At 68.6% G+C, this 16,033-nt stretch carries 16 protein-coding genes; 11 read left to right on the forward strand and 5 right to left on the reverse strand.

Translation table 11 applies throughout. From position 1 onward, the window contains the following. Positions 1-4: 4 nt before the first annotated feature. From dapE to H289_RS0103375, 3 genes are all read left to right on the forward strand, one after another. On the forward strand, positions 5-1,069 hold the full coding sequence (gene dapE, locus H289_RS0103365; protein ID WP_020099339.1) for a succinyl-diaminopimelate desuccinylase: 1,065 nt from the start codon (positions 5-7) through the stop codon (positions 1,067-1,069). Continuing rightward, entirely contained in the window at positions 1,066-1,428 is a 363-nt protein-coding gene (locus H289_RS0103370) for an RNA-binding S4 domain-containing protein (protein WP_020099340.1), read from the forward strand. The genes dapE and H289_RS0103370 overlap by 4 nt, the downstream gene beginning before the upstream one ends. 143 nt (positions 1,429-1,571) lie before the next feature. After that, positions 1,572-3,176: an ABC-F family ATP-binding cassette domain-containing protein gene (locus tag H289_RS0103375; RefSeq protein ID WP_029104740.1), complete on the forward strand. Its 1,605-nt coding sequence runs from the start codon at positions 1,572-1,574 to the stop codon at positions 3,174-3,176. 159 nt (positions 3,177-3,335) lie between these two features. Here H289_RS0103375 and H289_RS31685 read toward each other — a convergent pair whose 3' ends face one another. Beyond that, positions 3,336-4,187, reverse strand: a complete 852-nt coding sequence (locus tag H289_RS31685) for a type VII secretion target (protein WP_020099342.1) — start codon at positions 4,185-4,187, stop codon at positions 3,336-3,338. Positions 4,188-4,257: 70 nt separating this feature from the next. Then, a complete protein-coding gene (locus H289_RS29600) occupies positions 4,258-5,958 on the reverse strand; it encodes a hypothetical protein (protein ID WP_051128382.1) in 1,701 nt (566 codons plus the stop codon). 59 nt (positions 5,959-6,017) lie between these two features. Here H289_RS29600 and log point away from each other — a divergent pair, with 59 nt between their 5' ends. Next, positions 6,018-6,581: a cytokinin riboside 5'-monophosphate phosphoribohydrolase gene (gene log, locus H289_RS0103390; RefSeq protein ID WP_020099344.1), complete on the forward strand. Its 564-nt coding sequence runs from the start codon at positions 6,018-6,020 to the stop codon at positions 6,579-6,581. An 11-nt stretch (positions 6,582-6,592) separates the two neighbouring features. Further along, the gene (fadD6, locus tag H289_RS0103395; protein WP_020099345.1) at positions 6,593-8,374 is read left to right on the forward strand and encodes a long-chain-acyl-CoA synthetase FadD6; all 1,782 of its coding nucleotides are present in this window, start codon (positions 6,593-6,595) and stop codon (positions 8,372-8,374) included. A 52-nt stretch (positions 8,375-8,426) separates the two neighbouring features. Here fadD6 and H289_RS29605 read toward each other — a convergent pair whose 3' ends face one another. Continuing rightward, positions 8,427-9,521: a glycosyltransferase gene (locus H289_RS29605; protein ID WP_110772312.1), complete on the reverse strand. Its 1,095-nt coding sequence runs from the start codon at positions 9,519-9,521 to the stop codon at positions 8,427-8,429. Between the two features lie 368 nt (positions 9,522-9,889). On the opposite strand from H289_RS29605, the gene folP reads away from it, so the two are divergent. The 5 genes from folP to H289_RS32205 all read left to right on the forward strand — a co-directional run bounded on the left by folP (position 9,890) and on the right by H289_RS32205 (position 12,903). Beyond that, positions 9,890-10,714, forward strand: coding sequence for a dihydropteroate synthase (gene folP, locus H289_RS0103405; protein ID WP_051128383.1), 825 nt, complete (start codon positions 9,890-9,892; stop codon positions 10,712-10,714). Between the two features lie 5 nt (positions 10,715-10,719). Continuing rightward, positions 10,720-11,652 carry a glucosyl-3-phosphoglycerate synthase gene (locus H289_RS0103410; RefSeq protein WP_020099348.1) on the forward strand — a complete coding sequence of 311 codons (933 nt, stop codon included), beginning with the start codon at positions 10,720-10,722 and terminating at the stop codon, positions 11,650-11,652. 46 nt (positions 11,653-11,698) lie between these two features. Beyond that, the gene (locus H289_RS0103415) at positions 11,699-12,004 is read left to right on the forward strand and encodes a DivIVA domain-containing protein (RefSeq protein ID WP_020099349.1); all 306 of its coding nucleotides are present in this window, start codon (positions 11,699-11,701) and stop codon (positions 12,002-12,004) included. Beyond that, a complete protein-coding gene (locus H289_RS0103420; protein ID WP_020099350.1) occupies positions 12,001-12,582 on the forward strand; it encodes a DNA-3-methyladenine glycosylase I in 582 nt (193 codons plus the stop codon). Before H289_RS0103415 ends, H289_RS0103420 begins: the two co-directional genes overlap by 4 nt. Before the next feature lie 153 nt (positions 12,583-12,735). Then, a complete protein-coding gene (locus tag H289_RS32205; RefSeq protein ID WP_005059648.1) occupies positions 12,736-12,903 on the forward strand; it encodes a DUF3117 domain-containing protein in 168 nt (55 codons plus the stop codon). A 1-nt stretch (position 12,904) separates the two neighbouring features. On the opposite strand, the gene glgA is transcribed toward H289_RS32205, so the two are convergent. Beyond that, entirely contained in the window at positions 12,905-14,074 is a 1,170-nt protein-coding gene (gene glgA, locus H289_RS0103430) for a glycogen synthase (protein ID WP_020099351.1), read from the reverse strand. A gap of 77 nt (positions 14,075-14,151) precedes the next feature. Here glgA and glgC point away from each other — a divergent pair, with 77 nt between their 5' ends. After that, complete coding sequence (glgC, locus tag H289_RS0103435) at positions 14,152-15,366, forward strand: glucose-1-phosphate adenylyltransferase (protein ID WP_020099352.1); 1,215 nt, start codon at positions 14,152-14,154, stop codon at positions 15,364-15,366. Here the strand turns inward: glgC and H289_RS0103440 are convergent. Next, positions 15,363-15,980 carry a DUF4126 domain-containing protein gene (locus tag H289_RS0103440; RefSeq protein WP_020099353.1) on the reverse strand — a complete coding sequence of 206 codons (618 nt, stop codon included), beginning with the start codon at positions 15,978-15,980 and terminating at the stop codon, positions 15,363-15,365. The genes glgC and H289_RS0103440 overlap by 4 nt on opposite strands. Between the last annotated feature and the right edge of the window lie 53 nt (positions 15,981-16,033).

The raw sequence follows: 16,033 nt of genomic DNA on the forward strand, positions 1-16,033 counted from the left end.
CTGGATGCTGGATCTCACCGCCGACCCGATCGCTCTGACCGCCGCCCTGGTCGACATTCCCAGCGAATCGCGGCACGAGCAGCTCATCGCCGACGAGATCGAGGCTGCACTCAAGGCCCAGGCTCCGCACTTCGAGGTGATCCGCAACGGCGACGCGGTGCTGGCCCGGACCAACCTGGGCCGGCCGTCGCGGGTGCTGCTGGCCGGCCACACCGATACCGTCCCCGCGGCAGACAACCTGCCGAGCCGCCTCGAGGGTGGCGAGCTCTGGGGCTGTGGCACCTCCGACATGAAGGCCGGCGACGCGGTGTTCCTGCACCTGGCCGCCACCATCGCCGAGCCGACGCATGACATCACCCTTGTCATGTACGACTGCGAGGAGATCGAGTCCAGCGCCAACGGTCTCGGCCGCATCGAACGGGAACTGCCCGACTGGCTCACGGCCGACGTCGCGATCCTCGGGGAACCGTCGGGCGGCCTCATCGAAGCCGGCTGCCAGGGGACCTTGCGCGTCATCATCCACGCCACCGGCACGCGTGCGCATTCGGCGCGATCCTGGCTGGGGGACAACGCCATTCACAAGCTCGGCGCGGTGCTCGAGCGGCTGACGGCCTACCAGCCGCGCTCGGTCGACATCGACGGCTGCGTCTACCGCGAGGGACTGTCCGCGGTCCGCATCGACGGTGGCATCGCCGGCAACGTCATCCCCGACGCCGCGTCGGTCACCGTCAACTTCCGGTTCGCGCCGGACCGCAGCGTCGAGCAGGCCCTGGCGCACGTGCACGAGGTCTTTGCCGGTCTCGACGTGCGCATCGAGCTCACCGACTCCGCCGCGGGTGCGCTGCCCGGTCTGACGCAACCGGCCGCCGCCGCGCTCGTGGCCGCAGCCGGGGGACAGGTTCGGGCCAAGTACGGCTGGACCGACGTGGCACGCTTTGCCGCCCTTGGTATTCCGGCCGTCAACTACGGGCCGGGCGACCCGAACCTGGCACACAAGGTCGACGAGCGCGTGACGACGGCGGACATCACTGCCGTCACCGAGATGCTGCGGCGGTATCTGACAAGTTGAGTAGCGTCCGCGTCGACAGCTGGATTTTCGCCGTCCGGATCACCAAGACCCGGTCTTTGGCGGCCGCCGCCTGCCGGGCCGGCCACGTCCGCGTCAACGGCGCCACCGTCAAACCGGCGCAGCTGGTCAGCCCGGGCGACGAGGTCCGGGTCCGGCTCGAGGGCCGCGAGCGCATCGTCGAGGTCATCCGCCCGATCGCCAAGCGGGTCGGCGCGGCCGTCGTGCCGGAATGCCTGATCGACCGCAGCCCGCCGCCACCGGCCAAGGAGACGATGCCTGCCGTGCCGGTCCGCGATAGGGGAGCGGGTCGCCCCACCAAACGTGAACGGCGACAGCTGGATCAGCTGCGGGGGTACTGAGCGGCAATAAATCAGTTGCGCCCGTGAGTACTGTGGGTTTTGCAATTGCTGTCAACCGAGGTGGGCCGAAAACATGCTGGGAGAAGACATCTCCGGATAACCGGAGAACGCCCTCGCCCTGTCACTCTCACGAGAGCTTTTGCATGTCTTCTATCACCTGTTCCCATTTGTCGTTTTCCTGGCCCGAGGGAACCGAAGTGTTCTCGGATCTGTCGTTCACTGTCGGTGCCGGTCACACCGGACTTGTTGCGCCCAACGGTGCCGGCAAGAGCACGCTGCTCAAACTCATTGCCGGAGAACTGCAGCCGACCAGTGGCGGCGTGACCGTCGACGGCACGCTCGGCTACCTGCCGCAGACACTGCCGTTCGCCACCGATCTGACCGTCGCGGAAATGCTCGGTGTGGCACCCGTTTTGGCTGCTTTGACGGCGCTCGCAGAGGGTGACGCATCCGAGGCCGTGTTCGCCACCATCGGTGACGACTGGGACATCGAGGAACGCAGCACGGCGCAGCTGGCCCGGCTCGGTCTCGACGTCCCGCTCGACCGGGTGCTCGGCACGCTGTCGGGCGGCGAGGTCGTCACCCTCGGCCTGGCTGCGCAATTGCTGCGGCGGCCCGATGTTCTGCTTCTCGACGAGCCCACCAACAACCTGGATTCCGCTGCACGGCAACGGCTCTACGACGAGCTGGACCGCTATCCAGGCGTTCTGCTGCTGATCAGTCATGACCGTGCGCTGCTGGACCGCATGGACCGCATCGCCGAACTGCGTGACGGTGACGTCCAGTTCTACGGCGGTAACTTCACGGCGTACCAGGATGCGATCGCTGAATTGCAGCGAGCGGCTGTCGATGAGATGCGTAACGCGGAGTCGCAACTGAAGCTGCAGAAGCGACAGATGCAGCAGGCCCGCGAACGCGCCGCCCGCCGGGCCGGCACCGCGGCCCGCAACGTGAAGGATGCCGGTCTGCCGAAAATCATTGCCGGAAAGCTCAAGCGCAATGCCCAGGAGTCGGCAGGCCGCGCCGACGAGGTCCACTCCCAGCGCGTCGACGATGCCCGGGCGCGCCTCGATGCCGCCGAGCGCGCGGTGCGCGACGACGATGTCATCGCCCTCGACCTGCCGGACACCGCCGTGCCCGCAGGCCGGACGGTGCTGAGCGCGAGGGGCCTGAACATCCAGCGTGGTGACCGAATGCTGTTCGCCGACAACGGAATCGATATCGATGTCCGCGGACCCGAACGGATCGCGCTGACCGGCCACAACGGTGCGGGCAAGTCCACACTGCTGCGGATGATCAACGGCGACCTCCGGCCCGATACCGGCACGCTGACCCGCGGCGACGGCCGCATCGCCTACCTGTCGCAGCGGCTCGACCTGCTGGACGAGCAGCGCAGCGTCCTGGAGAACCTGATGTCCTGGGCGCCGACCTTGAGCATCACCCGCAGGCGGCACCTGTTGGCGCAGTTCCTGTTCCAGGACAACAGGATTGATCTGCCGGTGTCGGTGCTGTCCGGCGGGGAGCGGCTACGTGCGACGCTGGCCTGCGTGCTGTACGCCGAACCAGCGCCGCATCTGTTGCTGCTCGACGAACCGACCAACAACCTCGACCTGGTGAGCGTCGCGCAACTGGAGTCGGCGCTGAACGCCTACCGGGGTGCCTTCATCGTGGTCAGCCACGACGAGCGCTTTCTCGATGCGATCGGCATCGAGCGACGAATCACGTTGCCGGAGCGCGACGCAGGGTGAACTGCTCGGTTTATCGGTAGCCCGCGATTGCCCCTCGGTCTACCCCTGTTTCGGTCGGCGGCCGTCAACTTTCATTGACCGTCAAGGAAAGTTGACGGCTCCAGATCGAACATGCCATACCGAGAGGTGCGGTTGCGGCACCAGCTGTGGCGAATCGCGCTAGATATCCTGCGGCCGGGTCTGGGCCGGGCGGCGTGGCGGGGGAGTGGCGTCGCCCGACGGACCGGCTGCCGGATCCGCGCCCCCGTCACCCGCGACACCGGCCGTGCCACGGTGCTCGACCGACAGAATCCGCTTGTCGTCCTCGCCCTTCTCGTGGCGCTCCGGGTCCCGACGTTCCCGGTCCCGATCATCAGCGTCCGGCTTGTCATGTTCGCCAACGGAATTCACGTCACCGGAGTCGCTCAGTCCGCCCAGTCCGGCTCCGGCCGCGTGCCCGGCACCGACACCGTCCGCCCCACCCAGTCCGCCGAGCAGCCCGCCCAAGACGCCACTCACGCCCTGCGCGATCTGCCCGGGAATCTGCCCCAACGCCTGCGCGACACCCTGCGCGATCTGTCCGGCCTGCTGGCCCACCTGACCGATCGTCTGCGCGGCGTCGCCACCACCGGCGGCCGGCGAACCCGGCACCGCCGCACCGAGCCCGCCCGGCGTACCGGCACTGACGCCGCCACCACCGCCGGGTATGCCCTCAGCGACCGAGGACAGCCCACGTGCGCCCTGCTCGTCACCGGCCCGGTACGACTCAGCAGCACGGTGCAACTGCTCGGACAGCTGCTGACCGGCGGCGCCCGTCGACTGTAGGATGCTGTCGCGTCGCGCCATGACCCCACCCAGCGCCGTATTCATGCCGTGAGCGATCAGCCCGTGCGTCGCCGCAGGACCGGCCGGGCCGACCGACTGGCCAATACCCGCACCGTTCTGGAGCTGACCGAGCCCGGCCGCGACGGCATCGTGCACCCGGGCCATGCCCAGCACACCCTCGGTATTGACGTACAGCGGATCGCCCATGACCTGCCCCTCGAAGATCTGTTGCGGTCAATCCTATGGCGGCGTCGACGACCTGCCCTGCGGCAAATGGTCAGCTGCGTTCGGCGGCGACCTCCGCCGCCACGGCGTGAGCCTGCCTGGCGAACGCACAGTCGACGCCGACTCGGCCGAAACAGTCCGCGGCCCGGACGTCGCCCAACAACGCCGCGTCGTGCAATGCGCGCAGCGCCACCGCTGACTGGCCGCCGCGCTCGGCGGCGCGGAACGCATCGCGGGCGGCAGCGATCGCGCCGTGCTGGTCCCGCCGCGCCGCGTTGGTCCAGGCGCGGGCCAGCGCCAGTTCGGGTGCGAACAGCATCGATTTCAGGCCGTGCCTGGCCTCGGCACGGGCCAGTGCCCGGCCCGCCTCGGCGGTCGCCCCGCGCTGACCGAGCGCCCGCGCCAGCAGCATCCACGCCAGCGGGCCCCACGAATATCCGGTGCGCCCCAGCGCTTTCGCCGCGTCCTGCAGCAATTCGATCGCCGAGTCGAGCTCGCCCCGGGCGATGAGCACGTCGGCCAACAGCACCTCCCCGATGGCGCGCCCGGGCTGTTGGGACTGCGTGAAATCGATCAGCTCCTGCGCCAGCTGCTGAGCTCCCTCCGGCTCACCGGTCAACAGCAGGGCCGTGGTCTGCCCGAACCCACTGGTGAACCGCAACAGCCCCGGCTGCCCGGCGGCCAGCGCGCGCTCGGCGAAGGCGTCCACCTCGGCCAACCGGCCCGTGCGGGCACAGCTCAGCGCCGCCGCCGATGCCGCCCAGCCGATGGCCGTGTCGCTCGGGTCTGGACTGGACAGCACCGAGTCGGCCAGCTGCATGGCCCGGTTGAGGTTGCCGGCGTTCATCGCGAACGTCGCCGACAAGGCGTCCAGGGTGACCTGCGCCGCCGGCGTCTGGACCCGGCTGCGGACGGTGCGCAGGAAGGCCGTCGCGCGCTCGGGCTCGGACAGCATCCAGAACTGGTTGGCCGCGCGGGGCAGCGCCCACATCATCAACGCGGGCTCGGTCAGTGCGGTCGCGTCGACCTCGGCCAGCACGGCATCGGCGTCCAGGCCGCGCCCCTGCCAGGCCAGGGCGTAGCTCAACGTCACCCGGGTGGCCAGGCCGCCGGCCGGCAGCGCGGCCCGCCCCAGCCGTTCCGCCAGTTCGAGATCGCCCAGCCGCAGGGCATCGTCGGCCGCGGCAGCCAGCTCGGCGACGGGTAGGGCGTCACCGCCGTCGAGTGCCCGCACCGCGCGCCGCAGCCGGCCGACGACGCCGTCGCTGTCCAGCGCCGGCTGCGGGTCAGCAGCGGGGGACGCGACGGGAGAAACCGGTCCGTCGGCCGTCACCGGTACCACCAGCCGATCCCGTACGAGTGTCGAAATGCCCTCGGGCAGAGACTGATTCGATTCCGCCGTGACGATGACCCGGGCCGCTCCCGACACGGCGAGCTGGTAGACCAGCGACGCCGACAACCGGTCGAGCAGATGTCCGTCGTCCACGACCAACAGCAGTCCGGTCCCGAGCGCCTCTCGCGCCGCGCGCAACACCTGAACCGTCCGGCCCGTCTCGGGCACCGTGAACAACCGCTCGAAGGCGCCGAACGGCACCCGGGAGTCGGCCGCGGTGCCGGTGATCCAGGCTGCGCGCTCGAAGTCGGGCGCCAGCTCGTCGTATGCGGCCCGCGCGGATGTGGTCTTGCCGGACCCGCGGGCACCGGTCAGCAGCGCACCGGACCGGGTTTCGACGCCCGCTTTGAGCTGGCTCATCACCACGGTCCGATCCTATGGCTGTGCGACGCGCGGGACGGCTCGATTAGCGTTGCGGTGTGACAACCGAAAATGCCTACGCCGTCTGTGTCTACTGCGCCGCCGGTCCCCGTCATCCCGAATTGCTCACCCTCGCGGGCGATGTCGGCCGGGCGATCGCGGCGCGAGGCTGGACGCTGGTGTCCGGTGGCGGCAACGTCTCGGCCATGGGCGCCGTCGCCGACGGAGCCCGCGAGAACGGCGGCCGCACCATCGGCGTCATCCCGAAGAAACTGGTGCACCGTGAGCTGGCCGACGTGAACGCCAGCGAACTGATCGTCACCGACACCATGCGCGAGCGGAAGCAGATCATGGAGGACCGGTCCGACGCCTTCATCGCGCTGCCCGGCGGCATCGGCACCCTCGAGGAGTTCTTCGAGGCCTGGACTGCCGGCTACCTCAACATGCACGACAAGCCGCTGGTGATGCTCGATCCGCACGGCCACTACGACGGCCTCCTGGCCTGGCTGCACACTCTGGTCGACAGCGGCTACGTCCAGCAGGAGGCGTTGGACCGGCTGGTGGTCGTCAAAGACGTCGATGAGGCCATGGCTGCTTGTGCGCCGCGTGACATCGCTCACTAGGCTCACCGGGCATGAGTGACGAGACATCACGCACCGGCGTCGGGCTGCTCGATATTGCTAAGCAACTGCCCGGTTTTCTGTCCGACGCCCCGGTGATCCTTCGGGGCCTGATCACCGGCTTCGGTGCCAGCCCGACGGCGAAGACGTCCATCGGCAAGGTGTTCCAGGAACGCGCCGAAGCCAACAAGGACAAGGTCTTCATCAAGTTCGACGACCAGCGCATCACCTATGGCCAGGCCAACGCGACGGTGAACCGCTACGCGTCGGTGCTCGCGGCCAAGGGCGTCGGCCCCGGCTCTGTGGTCGGCATCATGCTGCGCAACTCGCCCGACGCCGTCCTCCTGATGCTGGCGACGGTCAAGTGCGGCGCGGTCGCCGGAATGATCAACTACAACCAGCGCGGCAACGTCCTGGCGCACAGCCTCGGCCTGCTCGGCGCCAAGGTTCTGGTCACCGAGTCGGACTTCCACGAGCCCGTCATCGAGTGCGGTGCTGATGCGGAGCTCACCAAGGGCCTCATGTCGGTCGAGGAGCTGCGCGAGCAGGCCGTCGGCCAGTCGACCGCCAACCCGGTGGGCACCAGCCAGATCCTGGCCAAGGAGAAGGCGTTCTACATCTTCACCTCGGGCACCACCGGCCTGCCCAAGGCCAGCGTCATGACGCACTATCGCTGGCTGCGCGCCCTCGGCGGGTTCGGTGGGCTGGGGCTGCGCCTGAACAGCAGCGACACCCTGTACTGCTGCCTGCCGCTGTACCACAACAACGCACTGACGGTGGCGACGTCCTCGGCCCTCAACGCCGGTGCGGCGCTCGCGCTGGGCAAGTCGTTCTCCGCCTCGCGGTTCTGGGACGAGGTCATCAAGTACGACGCCACCGCGTTCATCTACATCGGCGAGATCTGCGGCTACCTGCTGAACCAGCCGCCCAAGCCCACCGATCGGGCACACAAGGTCCGGGTCATCGCCGGCAACGGACTGCGCCCCGCGATCTGGGACGAGTTCACCTCACGCTTCGGCATCAAGCGGGTGTGCGAGTTCTACGCCGCCAGCGAGGGCAACACCGGCTTCGTCAACGTCTTCAACATCGACAAGACCACGGGCATCTGCCCGTCGCCCGTCGTCTACGTGGAATACGACCTGGAGACCGGCGAGCCGGCCCGCGGCCCCGACGGCCGGCTGCGCAAGGTCAAGCGCGGCGAACCGGGCCTGTTGCTCAGCAAGGTCAACAACCTGCAGCCGTTCGACGGCTACACCGACAAGGCCGCCAGCGAGAAGAAGCTGGTGCGCAACGCCTTCAAGGACGGCGACGTCTGGTTCAACACCGGTGACCTGATGCGGTCGCAGGGCTTCGCACACGCCGCGTTCGCCGACCGGCTCGGCGACACCTTCCGGTGGAAGGGCGAAAACGTGGCCACCACCGAGGTCGAGGCCGCGCTCGGCGCCGACGACCAGGTGGAGGAGTGCACCGTGTACGGCGTCGAGGTGCCGGGCTGCGGCGGCCGCGCCGGCATGGCGTCGGTGCAGTTGCGCGACGGCGCCGAATTCGACGGCGCCCGCCTGGCCAAGGCGGGCTTCGAGCACCTGCCCGCCTATGCGGTGCCGCTGTTCATCCGGATCGTGCCCGAGCTGGCGCACACCTCGACGTTCAAGAACCAGAAGGTCGACCTGCGCAAGCAGGGCTACGGCGACGAGGTGAAAGACCCGATCTACGTGCTGGCGGGCCGCGACGAGGGCTACGTGCCGTTCTACCCCGAGTACCCCGCCGAGGTGAAGGACGGCAAGAAGCCGCGTTAGCCAGGGATTTGTGCACGATTATCCGCGGTTACCGCGGATAATCGTGCACAAATCACACGGTGGCGAGGTGCGCGCTGATCGCGTCGGCGGCCACTTGGGCGCCGTCCCGTTCGCGGATGTCGGCGCCGATGACGGCCGCCGCCTTGTGGTAGGCGGGGATGACGAGCGCCCGTTGCACGGCAGCCCGAATCTGTTCCACGCCAGCCTTTTTCGGTAGCGCGATGCCGGCGCCGGCAGCTTCGATCGCCTTCCCGACGCCCTTCTGGTCGATCAGCGGGTTGGCCGGCATGATGACCAGCGGCACGTCGAACGACAACGCGCGCATCGTCGTGCTGTGGCCGCCGTGGCCGACCACCAACGACGTCGTCGCGAGGACCTCGTCGTGGTCCAGCCAGTCGTGCAGCGTGGCGTTGGCCGGAACCCGCAACCCCGCGGTGTCGATGCTGGCGCCCGCGGTGACGGTGACGTCGACCGGCAACGGGGCGAGCGCGTCGAGGATGTTCTGCAGCATCGCCCGCTGGCCACCGAAGCCACATGTGCTGAGGCTGACCAGGATTCGCGGCGTCGCGGCTGCGACGGCTGATTTTGGTGTGCCCTGCCAGGCCACCCCGGTATGGACGACCGGCGGTGTGCCGCGCATCGGGTCGAGGTCAGCGCGTGCGGCGACGATCTGCAAGGCCTTGGCCCGCTCCGGAGCCAGCACGTCCAACCCACGTAGCCGTGCGTACCACCCCATCGGGCCGGCGGCAGTGTCCTGAATGGCGCGGTAGAAACAGTGGGCGAACACCACCAACGGGATGCCGCTCTTGATGACGTCCGCGATAACCGCGACCAGGAGCGTGTCGACGACGATGGCGTCCGCGCCGTGGCGCCGCGCGGCGTCGAGCACCTGCGGGCCGAGGCTGCGATCGGTCATCTCGCGGACGAATGTGGTCATGAGGGAGGCCAGCGACCGTGGCGTGGTCGGGTCGAATTCCCTTCCGGTGCTGAAGGTTTCGAAGGAAAAGCCCGCCGTCTCGACGCGTCCGCGGGCGCCGGTGTGGCCGATGAAATGGACGTCGACGCCGCGCTGCCGGAGTGCGCGGGCAACCGCGAGTTGTGGCGGGATGTTGCCGCCGCCGTCGACGATGGCCCACAGGATCTTCATGGCTACCTGCCCTTCGGCGTCGTCCATCGGCGGTCGAGGTGGCTTCGCCCTCACTTGTCAGGCAACGGTCAGATCGAGGGCTAAAACACTGCTTCCCACGATCGCAACTCACTCAGCGAATGTCCAGCAAACCGATGGTTTTTTGCCTCGTCAGGCGCGGCCGGTCCTGCGGTGGTCGCCCGGGGTACGGGCGGCCGCCGCGGAAGATGATCGGAGCTGAAGGTCACCACGTCACGGATGTCTCGATGTCGCGTGCCGCAACCGCGGAATCAGCGGATTTGCGGCAGCCCGATAGCCTGGGAGTCGTGCAGTCCTCCGCAAGGGGCCAGTTCCTGGGTCGCCAGGTGGCCGGCGATCGCGCGCTGATCATGGCGATCGTCAACCGCACCCCGGATTCCTTCTACGACCGGGGGGCGACCTTCAGCGACGGCGCAGCCAAGGACGCGGCGCACCAGAAGATCGCCGAAGGGGCCGACGTCATCGACATCGGCGGCGTCAAAGCGGGACCGGGCAGCACCGTCGACGCCGATGAGGAGATCGCGCGCGTCGTGCCGTTCATCGAGTGGCTCCGCGGCGAATACCCCGACCAACTGATCAGTGTCGACACCTGGCGCGCGAACGTGGCCAAGCAGGCCTGCGCCGCCGGGGCCGACCTGATCAACGACACCTGGGCCGGCGCCGATCCGGGACTGCCCGAGGTGGCCGCCGAATTCGGGGCGGGACTGGTCTGCTCGCACACCGGCGGGGCCGTGCCGCGGACCCGGCCCTTTCGCGTCAACTACGGCGTCACCGAACGCGGTGTGGTGGACGACGTCATCGCCGAGGTCACCTCAGCGGCGCAGCATGCCGTCGACGTCGGCGTCTCGCGGGACGCCATTCTGATCGACCCGACGCACGATTTCGGCAAGAACACTTACCACGGTCTTAGTTTGTTGCGCCACGTAAAAGATCTTGTAAATACCGGATGGCCAGTCCTGATGGCCCTGAGTAACAAGGATTTCGTGGGGGAGACTTTAGGTGTCGAACTGACCGAGCGCCTGGAGGGGACGCTGGCCGCGACGGCACTCGCCGCCGCTGACGGCGCCGCCATGTTCCGGGTGCACGAGGTGGGCCCCACCCGGCGCGTCCTGGAAATGGTCGCGTCGATCCAGGGCGGGCGTCCACCGAGCCGAACAGTGAGGGGACTCGCGTGACCCTAATGCCCGAGATGACTGCCGAATCCATCGCTCGCCATGCGTGGCTGGCCGAACGCAGCTGGAGCCGGCCGACGTGGACCATCGCTGAGCTCGAGGCCGCCAAGGCCGGCCGGACCGTCTCTGTCGTGCTGCCCGCCCTGAACGAGGAAGACACCGTCGCCGACGTCATCGACAGCATCAGCCCGCTGCTGGGTGGTCTGGTCGACGAGCTCGTCGTGCTCGACTCCGGTTCGACCGACGAGACCGAACTGCGCGCCATCGAGGCCGGCGCCCGCGTCGTCAGCCGGGAACAGGCGCTGCCCGAGGTGCCGGTCCAGCCCGGCAAGGGTGAGGCGCTGTGGCGCTCGCTGGCCGCCACCACCGGCGACATCATCGTCTTCGTCGACTCCGACCTGCTCGACCCCGACCCGATGTTCGTGCCCAAGCTGCTGGGCCCGCTGCTGCTCGCCGACGGTGTGCACTTGGTCAAGGGCTTCTACCGCCGGCCGCTCAAGGTGGGTGGCGCGGAAGAAGCCAACGGCGGCGGCCGGGTCACCGAACTGGTGGCACGTCCGCTGCTGGCGTCCCTGCGGCCCGAGCTGACGTGCCTGCTGCAGCCGCTGGGCGGCGAATACGCCGGTACCCGGGAGCTGTTGACGTCGGTCGGCTTCGCGCCGGGCTACGGCGTCGAGATCGGCCTGCTGATCGATACCTACGACAAGCTGGGCCTCGATGCCATCGCACAGGTCAACCTCGGGGTGCGCACGCACCGCAACCGGCCGCTGACCGAGCTGGCCGCGATGAGCCGTCAGGTGATCGCCACGCTGCTGTCGCGCTGCGGCATCAGCGACTCGGGCGTCGGGCTGACCCAGTTCTTCGCCGACGGCGACACCTTCACGCCCCGCACGTCGACCGTGTCGCTGATCGACCGTCCCGCCATGAACACCTTGCGCTGACCCGCCTCGGCGGCGCTTGTCGGTGCCATCCGGCAGGATCGTCGGTGTGACACTGATTCTGATCTACCTGGTGGTGCTGATCCTCGTCGCGGTGGTCCTGTTCGCACTGGGCACCGTGCTGTTCGGGCGCAGCGAGCAGTTGCCGCCGCTGGCGCGGAGCACCACGGCCACCGTGCTGCCCGCGTCCGGTGTCACCGGTGCCGACGTCGACGCCGTCAGGTTCACGCAAACCCTGCGCGGTTACAAGACCAGCGAGGTTGACTGGGTGCTGGAGCGGCTGGCGCAGGAACTGGACTCGTTGCGAGGCGAGCTGACCACGTTGCGTGCACAGACCGCGGACGCCGAGCAATGACCACTCCCGACCGGACCCGGTGCGGGTGGGTCGACATCGGTGAGTCGGCGGATGGGGTGATGTACCGCGATTACCACGACACTGAATGGGGCCGCCCGCTGCGCGGCACACAGGCGCTGTTCGAACGCGTCTCGCTGGAGGCGTTCCAGAGCGGCCTGTCCTGGCTGATCATCCTGCGCAAGCGAGAGAACTTCCGGGCGGCGTTCAAGGGGTTCGACGTGGCCACGGTGGCCGGCTTCGGGGAGAAGGACATCGACCGGCTGCTGGCCGATCCGGGCATCGTCCGGAACCGCGCCAAGATCGAGGCGACCATCGCCAATGCCCGCGTGATCGACGGCGGCCTGGACCTCGACGAGCTGCTGTGGTCGTTCGCGCCGCCGCCGCGGCCGCGGCCGGCTGACCTGGCACAGGTCCCGGCGACCACACCGGAATCGGTGGCCATGGCCAAGGAACTGAAGCGCCGCGGGTTCCGGTTCGTCGGCCCCACCACGGCGTATGCGTTGATGCAGGCCACCGGGATGGTGGACGACCATGTCGAGGCCTGCTGGGTGCCCCGCCACAGCTTGTCGGAGGCGTGACGGGCGGGTCTTTCACACCCTCGGGTAGCGATAGGGAACAATAGACGTAGTTCAGTTGCAGTTCAGTGCCGTGAGGCTACCCACTGAGTGGGTGGTTGCGGCCTTGATCCGGGACCGTGGATGCGGTCCGGGCGCGTGCGGAGGGAGCACCCGATGGCGGCGATGAAGCCCCGGACCGGCGACGGTCCACTGGAAGCAACCAAAGAGGGGCGCGGCATCGTCATGCGGGTACCGCTGGAGGGTGGCGGTCGTCTGGTGGTCGAGCTGACCCCGGATGAGGCCGCAGCCCTGGGCGACGAACTGAAGAACGTCACCAGCTAGTTCAGCCGCAGACGCTCCGATAGATGTCGAGCGTCTGCTGGGCGACCTGCATCCAGGAGAACTCCTCGATGCACCGCCGACGGCCGGCCTGCCCGAATGTGCGGGCCTGTTCCGGGTTCCGGACCAACGCATTGACCGCGTCCGCGAGCCCTGTCTCAAACCCCACGGCATCCGCGGCGTCGTAGTGCACCAGTGAACCTGTGGTGCCTTCGTCGACCACCTCGGGAATGCCGCCGACGTCCGAGGCGACGACGGCGGTGCCGCAGGCCATGGCTTCGAGGTTGACGATGCCGAGCGGTTCGTACACCGAGGGACAGACGAAAACTGTTGCTGTCGCCAGGATTTCGCGGATCTTCTCGATCGGCAGCATCTCCTGGATCCAGTGCACCCCGGCGCGCGTGGCGCTGAGCTCCTTCACCGCGGCCGCCACCTCGGCGGCGATTTCCGGGGTGTCGGGTGCGCCCGCACACAACACCAGCTGCACGTCGGGGTCAAACCGGTGGGCCGCCGCGATGAGGTGGCCGACGCCCTTCTGCCGGGTGATCCGCCCGACGAACGCCACGATCGGCCGGTCCGGATCGATCCCCAGCTCGGCCAGGGTCTGGCCCGCCTCGACCGGGTACCAGTCGTCGGTGTCGATCCCGTTGCGCACCACGTGCACTCGCGCCGGGTCCAGCTGCGGGTAGGTGGCCAGGACGTCGGCCCGCATGCCCGCGCTGACCGCGATGACGGCGTCGGCCGCTTCGATCGCCGTGCGCTCGACCCACGAGGAGATGCGGTAGCCGCCACCGAGCTGCTCGGCCTTCCACGGCCGGCGCGGCTCCAGCGAGTGCGCGGTCAGCACGTGCGGGATGCCGTGCAGCAGCGCGGTGAGGTGCCCGGCCATCCCGGTGTACCAGGTGTGCGAATGCACGACGTTCGGCATGGCGGCCGGTCCGGCGAAGGCGTTGTTGACCATAGCCAGATCCGCCGACAGCGTCGTCAGGGCCGCGTTGGCCCCGGCGAGCAGCGGATCGGGCTGTGCCACGAAGGCGTCCCGGCGGTGCACTCCCATGCAATGGACGTCAACGTCGCACAGCTTCGTGAGCTGACCGACGAGTTCGGTCACATGCACGCCCGCGCCGCCGTAGACCTCCGGTGGATACTCCCGCGTCATCATCGCCACCCGCATGTCGATGACGTTAACGCGTGCGGCGGGTTGGGGCGTATGTCTGGCCGCTTCGGTTGGTGGCTACTAGGTTTGGTGGCATGAGGGAACAGCCGCAGGTGCTGGGAATCGTCTTGGCCGGCGGTGAGGGCAAACGGCTGTATCCGCTCACCGCGGACCGCGCCAAGCCCGCCGTCCCGTTCGGCGGTGCCTACCGCCTCATCGATTTCGTCCTGTCCAACCTCGTCAACGCGCGTTACCTGCGGATCTGCGTTCTGACGCAATACAAGTCGCACTCACTGGACCGGCACATCTCGCAGAACTGGCGGCTGTCGGGTCTGGCCGGCGAGTACATCACCCCGGTCCCGGCGCAGCAGCGCCTGGGCCCGCGCTGGTACACCGGCTCGGCCGACGCCATCTATCAGTCCATGAACCTCATCTACGACGAGGACCCCGACTACATCGTGGTTTTCGGCGCCGACCACGTGTACCGCATGGACCCCGAGCAGATGGTGCGGTTCCACATCGAGAGCGGGGCGGGCGCGACCGTCGCGGGCATCCGGGTGCCGCGCGCCGAGGCGTCGGCGTTCGGCTGCATCGACGCCGACGAGTCCGGCCGCATCCGCAGCTTCATCGAGAAGCCGGCCGACCCGCCGGGTACGCCCGACGACCCCGAGCAGACCTTCGTCTCCATGGGCAACTACGTGTTCACCACCAAGGCGCTCATCGATGCCATCCGGGTGGACGCCGAGAACCACGACTCCGACCACGACATGGGCGGCAACATCATCCCGCAGATGGTCGCCGACGGGATGGCGGCCGTATACGACTTCAACGACAACGAGGTGCCCGGCGCCACCGAGCGCGACCACGGCTACTGGCGCGATGTCGGAACGCTCGACGCGTTCTACGACGCCCACATGGACCTCGTGTCGGTGCACCCGGTGTTCAACCTCTACAACCGGCGCTGGCCCATCCTGGGGGAGTCGGAGCATCTGGCCCCGGCCAAGTTCGTCAACGGCGGCGCGGCGCAGGAATCGGTCGTCGGCGCGGGCAGCATCATCTCGGCGGCGTCGGTGCGCAATTCGGTGCTGTCGTCCAACGTCGTGATCGACGACGGCGCCATCGTGGAGGGCAGCGTGATCATGCCCGGCGCCCGCGTCGGACGCGGTGCCGTGGTGCGGCACGCCATCCTGGACAAGAACGTCGTCGTCGGCCCCGGCGAGATGGTCGGCGTGGACCTGGAGAAGGACCGCGAACGCTTCTCGGTCAGTGCCGGCGGCGTCGTCGCGGTCGGTAAGGGCGTCTGGATCTAGACGGCCGCATCGGGCGAGGGCGGATTTCCGGCTCGTGCCCTTTTCGCCGATCCGCGGCGGCGGAGCAGCGCCACCGCTGCCCAGACCAGCAGCGCCAGCGCGACGACAACCAGCACCGGCAGCACGATCGCGACGATCACCAACCCGACGCTGGCCACGTCTTCGACCGTGCTCAGCGCGGGCGCCGCGAGCCCGCCGGTGGCGACATTCGCGACGGGCCGCACCGTCGACTTGGTCAGTGACACCACGAGTGCGGTGACGGCTCCGATCACCACGGGAATCCACTGACCGGAACTGGCGAATGCCCCCGGGTCGGTGACGGCGGCGGTCTGTGCCGCGGTGCCGGAGCCGAAGACGATGCCGCCAGACGTCGGTCGCACGAACGTCTGAATGGTGTCGTTGATGCTGTCGAGGGCGGGCACCTTGTCGGCGACGATCTCGACGACCAGCAGCACGGCCACGATGCCGATCACCCAGCCGTTGGTCAGCCATGCCCAGGGGTGCGGGAGCTCCACGAGATTGGTGAAGCGTCCCAGCAGGCCCATCGCGAGCAGGGGAATGTAGGCGTTGAGGCCCGACGCGGTGGCCAGGCCGAGCCCGGTGAACAGTTCCACCCGCTCAGTCTCCGGGATTTGTGCACGATTTCCCGCGCTGTCCGCGGATTTTC

It is taken from the genome of Mycobacterium sp. 360MFTsu5.1 (genome assembly GCF_000383495.1).
Lineage (GTDB): Bacteria > Actinomycetota > Actinomycetes > Mycobacteriales > Mycobacteriaceae > Mycobacterium > Mycobacterium mucogenicum_B.